A 17,503-nucleotide genomic window follows, 5' to 3' on the forward strand; every position below is an offset into this window, starting at 1 on the left:
CCAACGTCACACAAACAACTTATGAACATTTGTGATTTGATAAGCTAGATAGCTCACAGAAGTACAAAAAATTACTTGATAAACCTTGCTAATTTCCATAGTACTGAAAGTATTCAGTTATCTTCAATCTATGCAGATTAAATGACAAAGTATCACGTAGTTAGCGTCTTATGTTTAATTTTTTGTACTATATGTACTCTTATGTCTTTACAACATCTCTGGTTTTTATCTATATAAGCTAGAACGTGCTTTATAAAGCATTTAAGACAGTATAGTGCGCCAATTTGTAGGATTAGAGAGTAAACACTATCTGCCAGGGAATGTCTTTTACCTTTTTTCTATTTAATAAATTTCTTGCTACTTGTTAGCGGGGTCTAGAGATACCGCAGATGAATTGCGCCAACGTCTGCGCTGGAATGACATAAGAAGGAGGCTACTTGAACGATAAGAAAGGAGTACTGGAATGACAATAAATTTCTTCGAAAAAAAGTTACTTGAAATGGCAACTGTATAAAACTGTTGCTTCCAGCCTATCTCTATCAGTTTTTTTCTCCTTTTGCTTCTTCCACTTTAGAGTTGTAGTGCTTCATCTGTAACACAATCGTCTTGAATCTAAGAGTTCTTTAACTCCTTTAAACAGCATAAAGGGAATACCTATACATACTAGCTAAAGCACTGGCTACCGCTATTTTTGTTATAGCTATAACTGCTGTTAAATAGCTATATCGATAGTAGTTTCACCACTAAACTTAATAATATCTTGATTATCATATACCATAATAAAAAAGTCAAATCCATACGCTCAGGTTGTAGCTTTACTAAATACTAAAAAACAGTCACAATGAAGTAAGCAAACATTTACAAATTAAATTTAGTGTGCAATCAACAAACAAGGGTGTTGATATCAACAATTCTCTGTAGAATCGCAATATGGTATGATCACATGCTCTTTATTGATCTGGTTAACATAATCAGTAGAGAGTTTTGTTCTGCAAAAGATGTCTACTACAACATACTGCAATTGTTTGGAATTGCAGGGCTGGGTGCTATGGTAAGGCCACTTGGCGCATCTGTATTTGGTCACATTGGCGATAGATATGGAAGGAAGATGGCATTAACAATTGCTATTTTGCTAATATCAATCCCGTCTAGTCTCGTTGCATTTATTCCAGGCTATAGTCGAGTAGGTATAACCTCTACTATATTGCTTTTTGCAATCCATGTAACACAAGGAATTGCACTAGGCGCAGAACAAGGAGGAAGTTCTGTTTATCTCATAGAGCATTTATCCAATAAGAAAAAACTAGGAATGTTTTTTGGGATAATAAGTTTTGGTCGCTCCATTGGTGTCCTGCTTTTTGTAATGATAGTGATCATATGCAAAAAAATCACTGATTTTAACGCATGGGGCTGGAGAATGCCGTTTACTTTTTCAGCCATTTGGGGATTAATGAGTGCATATAGTATATACACATTAGGAGAAACTCCGGCATATGAAAAAAATCGAGAACAAAGAAATTTGCCTAATTTACCAATAATAGAGCTTGTAAAGCGCTATAAGAGAGCTCTGATACTTGCCGTTTTAATATCCGTACCTGTTAATGTTGCTGTTGGATTTACCATATTTCTTCGAACAATTGCAAAAGAAATAGTGCAAGTTGAGATGTATGTAACAACATATGTCAATGAAATTGTGTTGATTATAACCAGTATATTAATACCGATATCTTCAATAGCGCTCGGAATGTTAGCTGATAGAGTAGGGAAAGAGCGCATTGCAATCTTATTTATAATAATTACGATAATACTGTGTTGTCCTATGTTATCTATTGCATATTACTATAAAAGTTACCTTATAATTATGTTGAGTGTAATGGCTCTCTCTATAATAGAAAGGGGTATCAATCCTATAGGAATAGTTGCATCTGAACTTTTCCCCCCCAATGTTAGATTTAGTGGAGTGAGTTTATCACGCAATATTTCTTTTGCCTTGCATGGTGGATTTACCCCCATGATATGCACTTGGCTTACTATAACGTTCCCTCAAATAAATTTTGTCGCTGGGCTTTATATAATCTTCTGCTTATTGATCAGTTTGATAGCAATACTGCAAATAAAATCACAAGATAAAAATTTTGATTGGTAAAAATCCCGGTATAAGCCACACACGTTAAGTTAAGCTTAAAATTGTAAGTTAAAAAATATAGTTGAATATTTGGAAAAAATAGTGTATTACTATTAATACTATTTAAGTTAATTTATTATAGTACTTTCTAAATTCCTTAATAAAGTTGGACCTGACTTTCAAGAAGATCTTTGGCACGGAATAAATAAGAATATTCTTGTCCATTTTTGAGCGATGTTTTAGGGTATACTGAAGTTAATACTATGCAAGAAATAGAATTCATCAGCGTCATTATGAATTCTAAATTTGCTTCTGAGAAACAAAGCATGGTTGGTGTTCTCTGCAAGGATTCTGTTGGTAATAAGTTTGTGGTTGAAATGGAGCTCACTCGTGACAAGGACTTTGAAAAACGTACTCAATATTACGTTGCCAAAGCTTCTCAAGGCAATCTGGTGGATATCATAATTTACAAAAGATTTTCTTTATTACAATATCAAATTGTACTTTATTTCCCGATGAGTCCAATTATATATCTAGCCATACCATAAGAGACGATGAAACTAATGAGCATGATTTACAAGATTTTCAATTCGTATTCATTGAACTATCTAAATTTCCTAAAGGTAAAGTAGACCAATTAACAAGCATAGTAGAACGCTGGTGTTTCTTTATTTAAGTATGCAGAAGAAACAATGGATAAAAATTTAAAGAAGATAGCAGGAGAAGTATTAATAATAAATTAAGCATATGATGAGTTAAACAAGTTTCACTGGGATGAAAAGGACCTAAACAGCGTATGAAGAAAGAATAATGGATCTGTACAAAGAGGAAGCTATCCTTGAACAGAAACTTGGAAGGTATAGAAGAAGGAAAAATTGAAGTGGCAAAGGCAATGCTGGCTGATAATGTTGACACCAACACTATTGTCAAGTTTACTGGTCTTTCCATTAGTGAAATTGAAAGGATTGCAGGATTAGAAGACGCTCATCAATTAACCTAACGCGGGCAGAATGACAGAATGCTATTAGGTGTATGGTTATACAAGAAATCTAATAATAATTGGTAGAGTCCCTCAATTTCTCAAAAAAATCTTTTAACAAAAAAGAGCACTCTGTTTCTAATACCCCACCATAAACTTCAGGTACGTGGCTGCAAAATTGAAATATTTTAGCACCATTTTCAATTCCTCCACCTTTCGAATTATAGGCTCCAAAGTACAATCGTTTAATTCTTGCAAAGGAAATAGCTTGAGCACACATCGGACATGGCTCTAATGTTACGTACATGTCAGCATTACAAAGTACTGACGTTGAAAGCAATTCGCATGCTTGTCTGATCACTAACATCTCTGCATGTGCAGTTGGATCATTGGATATATTATGTGCAAAAGAAATGATATTGTCTCCACTAACTATCACAGCTCCTATGGGAATCTCATCATTTTTTTTGGCAAGCTTAGCTTGCTCTACGGCAAACTCCATATATTGATACTTAAACACTTTCCCTTGTTAACCTTCTGTTTTTTTAACTTTATTAACTACTGCCTTAATGAATGATACAAAGAGAGGATGAGGAGAAAATGGCTTAGATTGGAACTCTGGGTGAAATTGAACACCAATAAACCATGGATGGTTTTCTAACTCCACTGCTTCTATATATGTTCCATCTTCTGACATGCCACTGCATATCAGTCCATTCTTTTCTAAATCATCTTTATAATCTAAATTAATTATGTATCTATGCCTGTGTCTTTCTGAAATAATAGTATCGCTATATGCACCCGCCATTTTAGAATTTGGACTTATATTACATTTGTATGCCCCAAGTCTCATGGTTCCACCAAGATCAACGTTTTTATCACCAGCTAGCTTAATGATTGGGTGTTTACAAGTATAAAACTCTTCAGAATGTACATCTTCAAACTTAATAACGTTGCGAGCAAATTCAATAACCGCAAGCTGCATACCAAGGCATATTCCAAAAAATGGGATATTATTTGTGCGAGCGTAACTTATCGCTAACATTTTACCTTCTATTCCATCGTCACCAAAACCCCCTGGAACAAGAATTGCATGAGAATTCCTTAGTTTATCCCCCATAAACTTTTCATTTATAGGTTTTCCGCTCTTCTCTCTTGAGTTAACCCAATTTATCTTTACTTCGATTCTATTACTAATTGCACTATGACTTAATGCCTCAACTAGTGACTTATACGTATCAGGAAATTCAGTGTATTTCCCTACTATAGATACAGTAACTTCCTGCATTGGGTGCCTCATAGAATGCACTATTTGATTCCACCCAATCAGACTTGGTTTTGGTTTACTTAAATGAAAATGTTCCAAAACTTGTGTACCAAGTCCACATTGATTATATAAGACAGGTAGCTCATATATATGACTTACATCAGGAGCGGATATTACATTAGATAAAGAAACATTACAAAGATTGGCTATTTTCCCTCTCTGATTATCAGAAATTTCTTTTTCACTACGACATAATATAATATCTGGCTGCAGCCCTGCAAAATTTAGCTCTCGAACTGAATGCTGTGTTGGTTTTGTCTTTAATTCTTGCGCTACAGCAAGATATGGCACCAAGGTTAAGTGAATAAGAATAACTCTTTGTTTTCCGAGTTTATAGCTAATTTGGCGTATGGCTTCCAAAAATGGTTGACTTTCGATATCACCTACAGTCCCGCCAATTTCACATATCACAAAATCTAAGCCTTCCGTACCATTAAAAATAAATGACTTGATTAAATCCGTTACATGAGGAATGACTTGTACAGTTTTGCCCAGGTAATCACCACGTCTTTCCTTTTTCAATAACTCATGATACATCTTACCAGTTGTTATATTGTCGTCTTTAGTTGCTTTAATTCCAGTAAAACGCTCATAATGCCCAAGATCCAAATCAGTTTCGGCACCATCTTCGGTAACAAATACCTCTCCATGCTGGGTTGGGCTCATTGTTCCAGGATCAATATTTAGATATGGATCAAGTTTTCTAATGCGAACTTTAAAGCCGTGAGCTTGAAGAAGTGTACCTACACTTGAAGCGACTAAACCTTTGCCAAGTGATGAAACAACCCCACCTGTTACAAAAATAAATTTAGCTTCTTTCATCAATTCTCAAAGGGAACAGAAGTAGATTCATTTTCTTGTTGTTTTTCCAATATAATTTTCTCTGCTATCGATTTTTTATGTACATCTTTTGAACACAATCCTGACAATAGTAATGTATTCATAATAAACAACCCAGCAACTATGGCTGTTATTTTGTTGAGCGGATTCGCAGAAGATTTTACTGGAATTATTGAATTGAATCCTTGCTGCGAATTGCTAAAACCGCTTAGTGAGCTACTTCCTGGTGGCTGCAAGAGTACTAAAATTACTAATATAATAACCAATATTATTTGAAATACACTTAATACCATTATTAACATTATAAATAGGGTTGAAAATAAAAATTCTAGGAACATAAAGCACATAAGTCAAGTTCTTATACGCACCTGTCATTCAAGTAGCCAGCATTGTGCGCTGGAAGAAATTTATTAAATATTTTACTTATAGATCTAATTTCTTATTATAAGAGATACGCAATGAGCGATTTATTAATGGTCAAAGATTATAAAAAGGGGCGCAAAAAGCGCCTGAGAGAGAAAATTGTTTTAGATAATAACAATCACTACTTGACTACTATGAAGTTTTAGAGTACATTTTGTACTCAACATACAGTAGAATTGACGTAAAGCAGGTAGCAAAGAGTTTGATAGAAAATTTTGGCAGTTTAAAAAGGATCTGCCTATAGTCAATAATTAGAAAAAACTGCTTGATTACTTAAGAATAAGTATAGGAAGCCTAAATGAGAAAAACTTTCATGTCATTTACACGAATAAAAAATACCACCTAATAGCGGAAGACCTGCAGAACATTAGTACAATAGATCAAACTCCTCTCTATGTCAAAGATATTATCAAGCGTGTTCTTTTGATTGGTTCAACATCCATAGTAATATCCCATAACCATTCAAGTGGAGATACACAACCTTCAAGTAGCAATATATCCCTCACTGGTAGCTAGCAGAAGCTTGCAAAAGCGTAAGAATAGAACTAATAGACCACATGTGTTGTTACATTCAGTAGCTACTTTAATTTCAAGGAAAATAGGTTATTGTGAAAAACTTTTATAGCTACAGTAGCTTAATTATCGTCATTTCGCTATCAGTAGTGTAAACTCTTCAAATAACATAAAATGAAGTAGATGGCTGTAAAATTACTTGACAAACTTTGCCAGCTCTCTTACAGTGGTAGTGGAGCTATTTTATATGGCTTTCCAATCTTGTGTAGATTAAAATGACAAGAAAGTTTTGTATTTGGTGTATTGTTGTCTAATTTTTCGCACTATATGCACTGTATGTCTTTATAAAATTCTAGGTTTTTAGTTATACAAGCTGAAACGCGCTTATAAAGTGTTTAAGGCATTACCCAACGCCAAATTTTTAAAATAAAGAGTTAGTGATTAGCTACTGCAGGGGTTTCTTGTCTTTTTTTTCTGCTTGGCAAGTTTCTTAAATATTTAAGCCCCAATTAGTTGTTTTGAAAAGCAGCTAAATTGTAGCGTTTAAGACTTAAAAACGCCAATAATGAATAATGACCGGGGTTTCTTTTGCCTTTTTTCTGAATGGCTAAAAATTCAATCTACTTCGTTATGGAACTTCTTGCCTGTCATGAAAGTAGCAGACAGAGCTGTTACGTGTTAGCGAAATTTATGTGAGATACAGCAGCAACTAGCTATTCATCATGAATGACAAACCAATTATATGGTATACTAAATTTTTAATAATTTATTAACACAGGTACTTAAAACCCTCTTCACATACTCAGTAACTTTTATTATTAAAAAATTAAAAAAAATGCTATATACTAACTATAGTAGTAGATTTTGGTAAAATTTATAGCAGATTCAAGTACTAATATAGCTTTCAGCAAAGAAATTTTACAGCACCTTACTGAACTATCTGAACTTACCAAGTAGTCTGCTCAAGAATTAGCAGATAAATTACTCAGAGAAGCAGTTAAGCATGAAGAGGAAGGTATTTTATTATCTGTGGTTGCTGATGAATATGATATTGGAAGTGCAAAAAAGACTAAAAGCAAGGAAGTAGATTGAAATACACTATTATCTTCTTAGACAATATTCTTAAGAAAGATCTTCTAGATCTTCTGAAAACAGTGATTAAGGGTTGTAGATGCAATAAATGAGCGGCCTATAGTTGGTCCTACTAATCTTGGTAAAGCTTTACACTGCAGCCTCAAAGGATGGAGAAGATTAAGAGTTGGTGATTACCGCATATATATTATGTAAACACCTTAGGATATGAAGTAACCATGGTTACATTAGGTGCAGAGATAATATTTATGAGAAGGGCTAGGAAAATACTTCATAGACATTAAATATATAACTAGTAGCTTTAAAAAAGGAAAATTAATAATGCTCGTAGCACATACACCAACTGGCAAGGCTTCAATCACATTCTCTTGCAATCAAGTTCCATCAAAAGTCAGATTGAATGGTTAAATCTTCCACCCAAATAACCATGCACTCTACCTGCTTGTTTGGACATATCTCTTGTACTAAGGTTTTATAGATCAACATCTGTTTTTTTATTTCATTTAATGAGGAAACAGAAACGTTACGGTGTGATTTATAGTCAATTATAATTGCTTTATCCTGCGTTATGCATAGCTTATCCAATCGTACTAATACCGGTTTGCCATTGATTGTTCCACTCAGTGTAATTTCTGACTTACCATCTAAGTCAAACAGATAATCATATTTTTCATTAAAGGCTAATATTTTTCTGTAAATTTCATCCTTATTTTTCCTGATGTTTATATTATCAAGATATTTTCCTATCCAATTTTTTCTCCTGTCTTTCTCTATCTTAGGCATATACTGCAGTATGCTATGAATTATCAAGCCTCTTGTGTAGCCATCTGTCATCAAGGTGTTCCTTTTTTTGTCATCCCAGTGCGTGACACTGGGATCTAGTGGAGAAAAAGAATGGATCCCAGTATCAAAGCACTGGGGTGATAGGAGAGGATACTGGGATGGTGAAGAAGAGTGCTGGAACAAAATTGATAAATTCGGTGGAGGCAAAACAGCAGGAACGTTAAAATAATCACGTTTTTTATAAATGTAAGGATAGTTTGCATTTACACATAATACCTCAACTTTTTCTTTAAATATTTGGTGTAACTCCATGTATTTCTTCTCATACGGCTCTCCATATTTAGTGATTATATCATACCAAGAGCCCTTTTGTACTGGCTCTTTACCTAAAATGTATAACTCATCCTCAGCACGCGTGAGTGCCACGTATAACAAACGCAGATACTCGTTATAATCCTCCAGTTTTTTTTCCCTTTTCACTTGGTCACAATAAGCGTTGTTGTTTTTTCCACACAAAAATGGTGCTCCCATCGCATCAAGAACAATGCTTTCACTGTTTTTTGGTACTGTATTCGTATCAACCAAAAATACTATGGGAGCTTGCAGACCTTTTGATTTATGAATTGTCATTATTCGCACAGCATTGCGTTCTGATTGCATATCATTTTTAATCTCTGGGTTATTTTCCTTTATCCACTGAACAAACGCTTGAAGAGATGGGTTTTCAAATTGTAACACAAGGTTCATAAATTCATCTAGGACCTCAAAGCATTCAAGACCTAGCCTTGCAGCGAATTTCTTCTTACCTGTACGAAGTATATGTGTGAATAACGTAAGAGGTGATTCTATGTGAGATAAGTTAATGAGATCGTTTAACTTACTATAGATATCTTCAGAATAATTCTGGAGTCTTTCCCATAACGACTGTTCTTTACGATCATATGCAATATTAAATAAATCATCTTCAGTGAAATTAAATAGTGGCGATTTTAAAGCATTTGCAAGAGCCAAATCATTTGTTGGAAGAAGTAAAAATTCAGTCAAAGCTATCAAGTCTTGCACAGCTATGTAGTCCATAATTCTAAAATAGTCCCGTCCTACAACTGGTATATTTGCTTTTTTAAGTTCACTTATTACGTAATCAACTAGCATATTTCGCTGTCGTACCAGAATCATAATGTCTCTTGGTTCTATATGGCGATTTTTAGCGACTAAAATTCGTCCCTCATTTAACCAGCTGTGAATTTTGTGAGCTATTGCCTGGGCAAGCAATCGATCTGTTATTATATAATCTTTCCTATGCATCAAATGAATTTGTAAAGCTTGCTGTTTTTCCTCTTTACATCTTGGCAACAACGGCCAGATTTCAACGTATCCCTGATCGTTTTCTCTATATGGAATATGTTTTATTTCACTATCAACAAAAGATATCTCTTCACGGAAGTTGTTAAATAACCTATCTACAAGTGTTAAAGTTTCCGGAGTTGAGCGAAATGACTTTTCAAGCTGACATGATATCCAATCTTTGCCACCAGATTTTGTATGAAAGTATTGTTGCATGCAGTTGAATAGGTGAGGATTTGCCCCCTGAAATCTGTAAATGGATTGTTTTACATCACCAACAACAAACAAGGTTCGTTTTTCATCATTACAGATAAAAAATTCATCGCAGAGATTTGCTATAATTTTCCATTGACTGATGCTATTATCTTGTGCCTCATCAACAAGAATGTGATCTATTTTTTGATCTAAGTTAAACAATACCCAATTTTTATAATCTGGATTGCTGAGAAGATTTGTTGCTAAATCGATTATATCATTATAGTCAAGCAGTGCATTCTTCAACTTTTCACTATTGTATAAATCAATATATACTTTAAATATATCCAGCAAACTACTGGTTCTTTTGAATATTTGATAAGAGTTTATATCTCTTACATGAGTAAATACTGCATTCTGAATATTTTCTATTACTTGCTCTGCACCTGGAAATTTCTCCAAAGTACTCTTCGTTATAATGGATGATATGCTTTTTTTCTCGCACGATTCTGACTTTAAAAACACTTTGACTAAGTTTTCTATACTGATGTCATTCCAGCGTGTGGCGCTGGAATCTAATTTTTGAATCCTAGTATCAGCTACTTGGATGAAAGAGGAAGATGTAAGATCAAGCATCTTGCTATAATTCCGATCTCGTTTACTGCCTTTACTTAATATTTCGGCTAATCTTTCTATTTGCTCAGTCGCTTCACTCTGTAAACCATGAATTTCATCTGGAGCACTCAGTTTACCTTTGACATATTCTAGATTGTTTGCTGACACAGATCTTTTTATGCACAAAGTATAAAGCAAATCGCGTAACTTATTTTCATCAACTTCAGCTGCAATAAATTTTATACTATCTTGCACAGCTTCATTATGAAGTAATTTATCAAATACAATGGAGTGTAATTCCTTACATTCGCTCAGCGTACAATTTGGAACAATGCCAGCTTCTGCAGGAAAGCTAGAAATTAACTTATAACAAAAGGCATGTACAGTCTGTATAGTTAAATCAAGATTTTCCAGTTCAGAGAAAAGCCTCCTCGCTTGGATTAAATAATGATTAAATACTTCACTATTTTTTGTCTGCGGCCATCTAGATCTCAGTGTCAAGCACTGGGATGATAGGAAAGGATGAGATGGCGGATAGTGGTGCTGAAGCAACAGTAAAGAGAGGTCTAGCTGTTCTAAAGATGCGATTAGTTCGTTATCTGAACAAACTGCCCACTTACTGAGTATATTATGAATGCGACTTTCCATCTCATTTGCTGCAGCATTGGTAAATGTTAAGCAGAAAATATTCCTTTTATTTTCTAATAAAAGTCTTAATACTCTATCTATTAAGATTTTCGTTTTGCCTGTACCAGCGGATGCATTCACCCATACAGAAAAATTAGGATTTATGATATCTGGTTTCATCAGAAGTATGAAAACTGTAAAAAGTTGACTAAAATAGCATTATACGTATAATATTATAAGGTGTTAGTGAAGATATATAAATGAAAAGTTTTTGTGTAAAGGCTCCTGCAAAGATTAACCTTTTTTTGCATGTTGTAGAAAAAAAAGAAACAGGGTATCATTTGATCGAAGGCTTATTTGTCTTCGCTAATCTTTCCAACTTCTTGGAAATAAAAGTAGGTGAAAAGGATTTCAGGTATGACAATCCTATAGTCGAATTTGTAAATTCTGAGCTCAAAATAAGTAACAAATACAATACCGTAATGAGAGCAGTTAATCTATTACTTAGGCACGCTCCTGTACGTACTAAAGTCACTGTAAAGGTTGTAAAAAACATACCAACTTCTGCAGGCCTAGGTAGTGGTTCTTCAGATGCTGGAGCTGTGATACGTACGCTAGGAAAATTATGGAAAATTGATAGACCAATCCTAAACGAAATAGCTTTAAGCGTTGGTGCTGATGTTCCTGCAAGTATAGATAGTAAGCCAGTTTTGGTCAGAGGTATTGGTGAAGAATTATGTTATATTAATAAATTCTCCCTGCCTACAAATATAGTACTTGCAAAACCGAAAAAAAAGTTCTTGAGTACACCAGAAGTATTTTCTAAATATGGAGGGAACTTTTCCAAGCCAATTGAATGGAGAGATGACACTGAGAAAGATTTGTTAAAACTCCTTAAAGAGACAGAAAACGATCTTCAAGAAATAGCAATAAGTCTTGTCCCTGAAATTAGAGATGTGATATTAGCATTAGAGTCACAAGAAGGTTCCATACTTTCTCGTATGTCAGGTAGTGGTGTAACATGCTTTGGAATATTTGATAGTGAAGAAAATGCAAAAACCGCTGCAGTTAATATCAGAGAAAAGCAGCCAGAATGGTGGGTATGTGACGCTCAATTAATAGTTTGATTTATGGATATAACTCCTTTAGTTTCTAAGAGTAAAAACTTTATAAATGGCTACAGCGAAGGAAAATTTTTGGTGAATGATCAAGAGTATCATAGCTCAATTATAATTTTTCCTGAAAAGGTGATTAAGTTAAAAGAAAGTGGTATAAATAGCAAGGAACATTTTAAATCTTTTTTAACAGAGGAAATAGAAATTTTGTTAATAGGTACTGGTAAAACACGCAATATACCAAATTCTTCAGTGAAGTCCTACCTTATAGAACAAAAAGGTTTAAATTTTGAATTTATGACAACTGACGCAGCATGCAGGACCCATAATGTTTTGATATCTGAAGACAGGTTTGTTGTTACTTATCTAAAGATAATATAGCATGTTTGAAATATTTACACAGGACTTCTTCATCAATAGCCTAATTGCGATAGTAATAATTAGCTTAGTAACAGGTGCTTTAGGGTCATTTATGATATGGCAAAGATTATCATATCTGGGTGATAGTTTATCTCATTCTTCATTGCTTGGCATTGCATTGGCTTTAATCTTTAAGATTAGCCCATCAATAAGCATAATGCTTATTGCAATTGTATTTGCTATACTACTTTCCCTTAATTTTAATAGGTTATATTCTGTTGATACAATATTGAACATCGTTACTAATGTAGTTTTATCATCAAGTTTAATACTTATGTCCTTTCTTCCATCAAGCAATAGTAGCATTATTAGTTCACTATTTGGCAACATATTAACACTGGAACAGAGTGATATAGTATTAATTTCTTTAACCTCAATAGTAGTCGTCCTGATATTAATATTTAGATGGCGTTACTGGCTAATAATCTCAATTAACCAAGATTTAGCAATAGTTGAAAAAGTTAATGTAAATTTGGTTAGGCTAGAATTTTTAATTACTCTTGCCATATTTATAGCAGTGTCTGCCCAACTAATAGGAATACTACTCATTGCTGCGTTCTTGTTGATACCAGCAGCATCTTCAAGGCTTATCTCAAAAACTCCAATGCAGATGATTATCGTTGCAACAGTTTTTTCTTTGATCTCTGGAATATCAGGACTTATATTATCTGCAAGTTTTGACTTATTGACAGGACCTGCAATTATACTTACTGCAACTACATATTTAATTATTGCTTATTTTATAAGGTTAATGTTAAATAGATTGGCTTAATTTCATTTTCAAGTATTGATGATTTTGTAATGCATTAGTTATATGATACGGCTACTTTAGGATTAAATAGTTTTTGCTATATTATCCTTAGTATGGTAGTGATAAATTTTTAATTTTATGGAGTAAACAATATGGCTGAGGAAGGTTTTTTTTCAAAGTATGTATCTCAACCTATGAAAAAGTTTTACCGCAAGTATATTCTCAGGGAAATAGATGTATCAAATGACACACAGAATACGGAGTGTGACACACATAGTGCTGTACAAGAAGATTCAGAATCTTTAGCTTACATACAGCAAAATGAATTAGTCACTCATACACATGACAATGATATTATATAGAGTACATGAAGGTCACACCGTCTAAGGTCAAAAAATTCCTAGAGAAACCAGATATTTTAAGTGGTGTGTTAATTCATGGGAATGATAATAGCAAAGTTGATTTTTTTACGCAAGAAATAGTTGCCAGTCTGAGTGAGTATTCAGTTCAGATGATGGATTTCGCAATGGTGAATAAGTCACCTGGTCTATTATTTTCTGAGTTGGCAAACATTTCGATGTTTACTAGTAAGAAACTAATTAAGCTAATAAATGTAACTGGGAATATATCCAAAGAGTTAAAAAATGTATTGGATTACAATGCAGGCGGTCATTATGTAATAATGATAGCAACTGATCTTTCATATAATTCCACAATTAAAAGTTACATAGAAAGCTCAAAAACTTTCGGCGTAATTGCTTGTTACAAGAATAGTGGTAGTAACCTTTACGATATTATATCAAGCTACTTGAAACGAAACGATATAAAATATACAAATGAGATAATTTACCACTTACAGTCCTACTTCAATTATAGTAATCTACCTATACATTCAGAACTTGAGAAATTAGTTTTATATCTAGGAGAGAGAAAAGATCTCAAACCAGCTGATATAGAGCTGTGTCTTTCAACTTTTAGCAATGATTATGTTACACCTGATAATTTGTGTTCTGCTATAGCAAACAAAGATATGGCAAATTTCATCAAAATTTCCGATACATTGATATTACAAGAAAATTTCTCACCAATAGGACTAATCCGTATTATATCAAATTATTTCCTACGCCTTGAGAAGGTCTTGCTGTCAATACAAGGTGGAATGAATGAACAGGTTGCGATTGATCAGCTAAATCCTCCGTTATTTTTTAAACAATTGCAAAGCTTTAAGTCCCACCTGAAAATTTTTCAACTTTCAGAACTCAAGAAGATCCTAGAAAGCTTAATAAGCTTAGAAATTACCTGTAAAAAAACTGATTTAGATCATAGAATGATTTTTCAACATGCACTGCAAATGGCTGACATTGGAACCTATAGCTAAAATAAGTAAGGTTTCCCTCGTCATACTGCAATTCATTCGTGGTATCTCATCATAGATTCTACTAACAAATAGCAGAATGATGGTTGTCAGTGAACCCAAGCTAATTTAGTTATAGTTTTTCTTATAATTTCATCAAAACATTATATTTTGACACAAAATAGCTTTTGTACCCATCAACTTCAGTGTGCTCTCTGCGTTTTATGCTATTACTAATAGGATATTTTCGGATACAATCGAATGCAATTAGATAAAAATACGAATAGTTTGACATTTCAAAAGTGTAATAATACCTGAAATGCTGAAACTAATTACTGAAATTGATGAATTTAAAGGAGCATGGCAACTATTTGGTAATTTAGCTCCAGAATGTTTACAAATGTTCAAGAAAATTGCAACGATCGAAAGCATTGGTTCTTCTGCTTGTATTGGAGGGGTAAAGCTATCAGACCATGAGGTTGAGCAACTACTATCCAAACTTGATACACACTCATTCCGTTCTCGAGATGAACGAAAATAGCCGGATATGCGTATGTGTGAGGAAAAGTATTTCAAAATTTTGAAAATATGCCATTTACAGAGAGCATTATAAAAACAGTTTCATATTTGGCTTTTACAATTTTCACATTAAAGATCAGAGGTACATGGGAGAATGTAAGAAATTTTCCAATCATGTTAAAACGTTTAATGAATCTGGAAAGAGCTTAGGCATAATTTTTGAAATAGCTTCTCCATTTAAACAGTGATACAAACGCAAGAACTTACTTATTGGACTAGCCAGCAATTAGAAGAGAAACCATTACAACCTCTATTAATTAGAGAGAGTCATCTTTATAGTTACTTTTTTAGCTATCCATCCTTTTCAAGATGAAAATAGCAGATTGTCATGTACTCTTACAACTTTCTTGTTTCTAAAGTTAGGATATACCTACGTACCTTATAGTTCTCTTGAGAGTATAATTGAAAGTAGTAAGGAGAGTTATTACTTAGCTTTGCGTCGTACTCAACAATCTTTAAAGGCTGGTAGCTATGACTTTAACCCATGGCTTATGTTTTTCTTAAGGTCACTACAAAAGCAAAAATCTCACCTCGAGCAAAAGGTGTCAACATAAAAAAATGTTAAATTTCTGCTTACTGTCACTTTCAGCTTAAATATTGGCTTTACTTAGCAAACATGAACGTCTTACAATGCAGGATTTAGAAAATATTACTAAAGCAAATCGGAAGGACCTTAAAGAAGCATGTATCCAGTCTTGTAAAGAGTAATCACATCACCTCAGCATAGAAAAAAAGAAGGCAGAGCAACTTGGTATTTAGCTCAATAAGAAAATTTTATATCTTATAAAAATGACAAAGCTTTAAAAAAAGCCTAATATAAGCTTTATGAAAATCAAGGTTGGAGTAATAGGCTGCTCAGGTAGGATGGGCAAAAGGATACTCAATGAATTAATTACAAATACCCAAGTCGAAATAGCAGGTGCTGTTGCCCGTTTAGGCAGTAAGTATATAGATTCAGATATTGGGTCAGCTGTATACCACAGTTCCAATTTAGGAATCAAAGTTACAAGTTCTATTAGTGATGTATTTGAGTCATCTGACGTTGTAATAGATTTTACAACCAAGGAATGTATGTTAGCCTGCCTTAAGGCGGCTATGAAATTTAAAACACCTCTGGTTAGTGGTACAACTGGAATAGAAAGTATCAATTTAAAAAAGTATGCCGCTAAAATTCCGATATTATGGTCGGCAAACATGAGTGTTGGAGTTAATGTGCTGCTGAAATTGGTAAAAAAAGCTGCTGAGTTTTTGGATAATGAATATGACGTTGAAATTTGGGAGATGCATCATAACTTAAAAAAAGATTCACCATCTGGAACAGCTATGGAATTTGGCAAAGCAATTGCCAACGCTCTAAAAGTGGATTTTCAACCCTACCAACATTCACATAATAGTTCAAACATAAGAGAAAAGGGGAAGATAGGTTTTGCAGTATCTCGTGGAGGTGGAGTGGTAGGAGACCATAGTGTAATGTTTATCAATTCCGATGAACGAATAGAGTTAAATCACAAAGCAATTGATCGCACAACATTTGCTAGAGGGGCTGTTCGAGCAGCAATATGGCTATACGAAAATAAAAGAGAAACTCCAGGGCTCTATTCAATGCAGGACGTGATATGAATAATACACACGCTTTTGTTAAAAATTTAAGTCTCTGGTATGGCTCTAAGCAAGCTTTATTTGATATAAATTTGGATATTTGCAAGAAAAAAGTTACTGCTTTTATCGGGCCATCCGGGTGCGGTAAATCGACATTTTTGCGTTGTTTTAATCGTATGAATGACTATGTACCGGGGTGCAAAGTTGCCGGTAAACTAGATATTGACGGACTAGGTGATATATATTCACGCAACGTGGATGTTGTGCTACTTAGAGCAAAAGTTGGTATGGTATTTCAAAAGCCAAATCCTTTTCCAAAATCAATATATGACAATGTTGCTTATGGGCCAAAATTACACGGCATGGTAAAAAATAAACAAAAATTAGATGAAATAGTGGAGAACAGTTTAACTAAGGTTGGTTTATGGGAAGAGTTAAAAGACAGATTGCAAGACAGCGCACTAGATTTATCTGGTGGCCAACAACAAAGGCTATGCATTTCCCGTGCTATTGCAGTGAAGCCAACTATTTTGCTAATGGATGAACCATGCTCTGCACTTGATCCAATGGCAACTAATGCAATCGAAAATCTCATACAAGAGCTGAAATTAAGATTCACCATAATTATGGTAACTCATTCAATGAAACAAGCTAAAAAGTTATCTGACAGCATAATTTTCTTTTGTAATGGCAAAATTGTTGAATCCGGAAGTGTTCAAGAGATATTTGAAAATGCTCGATCTCCTTTAACAAAAGAGTATATCCTGGATCATTAAAATCTACCATTTCCATCATCCAAGTAGCTGAACAGGAAAACGCATT

Annotated in this window: 14 protein-coding genes and 1 pseudogene; 11 read left to right on the forward strand and 4 right to left on the reverse strand. The window is 33.9% G+C overall.

All coding sequences use genetic code 11. From position 1 onward, the window contains the following. Positions 1-874 precede the first annotated feature (874 nt). Positions 875-2,146 (forward strand): MFS transporter, encoded by a 1,272-nt coding sequence (locus WBP_RS02395; RefSeq protein ID WP_011256368.1) that lies wholly within the window; start codon positions 875-877, stop codon positions 2,144-2,146. Positions 2,147-2,263: 117 nt separating this feature from the next. Further along, positions 2,264-3,125 (forward strand): annotated as a pseudogene (locus WBP_RS02400) (Rpn family recombination-promoting nuclease/putative transposase). Positions 3,126-3,174: 49 nt separating this feature from the next. On the opposite strand, the gene WBP_RS02405 reads toward WBP_RS02400, so the two are convergent. Genes WBP_RS02405 through secG form a run of 3 tightly spaced genes read right to left on the reverse strand, consistent with a single transcriptional unit; the run spans position 3,175 to position 5,573 of the window. Then, positions 3,175-3,606 carry a nucleoside deaminase gene (locus WBP_RS02405; RefSeq protein WP_011256369.1) on the reverse strand — a complete coding sequence of 144 codons (432 nt, stop codon included), beginning with the start codon at positions 3,604-3,606 and terminating at the stop codon, positions 3,175-3,177. 27 nt (positions 3,607-3,633) lie between these two features. After that, on the reverse strand, positions 3,634-5,253 hold the full coding sequence (locus WBP_RS02410; protein WP_167895942.1) for a CTP synthase: 1,620 nt from the start codon (positions 5,251-5,253) through the stop codon (positions 3,634-3,636). After that, complete coding sequence (gene secG / locus WBP_RS02415) at positions 5,253-5,573, reverse strand: preprotein translocase subunit SecG (RefSeq protein WP_167895943.1); 321 nt, start codon at positions 5,571-5,573, stop codon at positions 5,253-5,255. Before secG ends, WBP_RS02410 begins: the two co-directional genes overlap by 1 nt. Before the next feature lie 439 nt (positions 5,574-6,012). Between secG and WBP_RS05660 the strand changes: the two genes are divergently transcribed. Further along, positions 6,013-6,210, forward strand: a complete 198-nt coding sequence (locus WBP_RS05660; RefSeq protein ID WP_246166112.1) for a JAB domain-containing protein — start codon at positions 6,013-6,015, stop codon at positions 6,208-6,210. A gap of 1,473 nt (positions 6,211-7,683) precedes the next feature. Here the strand turns inward: WBP_RS05660 and WBP_RS02425 are convergent. After that, positions 7,684-11,043 (reverse strand): UvrD-helicase domain-containing protein, encoded by a 3,360-nt coding sequence (locus tag WBP_RS02425; RefSeq protein WP_167895944.1) that lies wholly within the window; start codon positions 11,041-11,043, stop codon positions 7,684-7,686. 80 nt (positions 11,044-11,123) lie between these two features. Between WBP_RS02425 and WBP_RS02430 the strand changes: the two genes are divergently transcribed. The 8 genes from WBP_RS02430 to pstB all read left to right on the forward strand — a co-directional run bounded on the left by WBP_RS02430 (position 11,124) and on the right by pstB (position 17,457). After that, positions 11,124-11,990 (forward strand): 4-(cytidine 5'-diphospho)-2-C-methyl-D-erythritol kinase, encoded by an 867-nt coding sequence (locus WBP_RS02430; RefSeq protein WP_011256374.1) that lies wholly within the window; start codon positions 11,124-11,126, stop codon positions 11,988-11,990. A 3-nt stretch (positions 11,991-11,993) separates the two neighbouring features. Beyond that, complete coding sequence (locus tag WBP_RS02435; RefSeq protein WP_011256375.1) at positions 11,994-12,359, forward strand: Mth938-like domain-containing protein; 366 nt, start codon at positions 11,994-11,996, stop codon at positions 12,357-12,359. Between the two features lies 1 nt (position 12,360). Beyond that, entirely contained in the window at positions 12,361-13,170 is an 810-nt protein-coding gene (locus tag WBP_RS02440) for a metal ABC transporter permease (protein ID WP_011256376.1), read from the forward strand. 131 nt (positions 13,171-13,301) lie between these two features. Further along, positions 13,302-13,511 carry a hypothetical protein gene (locus tag WBP_RS02445; RefSeq protein WP_167895945.1) on the forward strand — a complete coding sequence of 70 codons (210 nt, stop codon included), beginning with the start codon at positions 13,302-13,304 and terminating at the stop codon, positions 13,509-13,511. 5 nt (positions 13,512-13,516) lie between these two features. Further along, positions 13,517-14,527 carry a DNA polymerase III subunit delta gene (holA, locus tag WBP_RS02450; protein ID WP_167895946.1) on the forward strand — a complete coding sequence of 337 codons (1,011 nt, stop codon included), beginning with the start codon at positions 13,517-13,519 and terminating at the stop codon, positions 14,525-14,527. 295 nt (positions 14,528-14,822) lie between these two features. Further along, positions 14,823-15,044, forward strand: coding sequence for a hypothetical protein (locus WBP_RS05665; protein ID WP_225416056.1), 222 nt, complete (start codon positions 14,823-14,825; stop codon positions 15,042-15,044). An 863-nt stretch (positions 15,045-15,907) separates the two neighbouring features. After that, positions 15,908-16,702, forward strand: a complete 795-nt coding sequence (gene dapB / locus WBP_RS02460; RefSeq protein WP_167895947.1) for a 4-hydroxy-tetrahydrodipicolinate reductase — start codon at positions 15,908-15,910, stop codon at positions 16,700-16,702. Beyond that, entirely contained in the window at positions 16,699-17,457 is a 759-nt protein-coding gene (pstB, locus tag WBP_RS02465; RefSeq protein WP_167895948.1) for a phosphate ABC transporter ATP-binding protein PstB, read from the forward strand. The genes dapB and pstB overlap by 4 nt, the downstream gene beginning before the upstream one ends. The last annotated feature ends 46 nt before the right edge of the window (positions 17,458-17,503 follow it).

Source organism: Wolbachia endosymbiont of Brugia pahangi (assembly GCF_012030695.1).
In the GTDB taxonomy this organism is placed as follows: Bacteria; Pseudomonadota; Alphaproteobacteria; order Rickettsiales; family Anaplasmataceae; genus Wolbachia.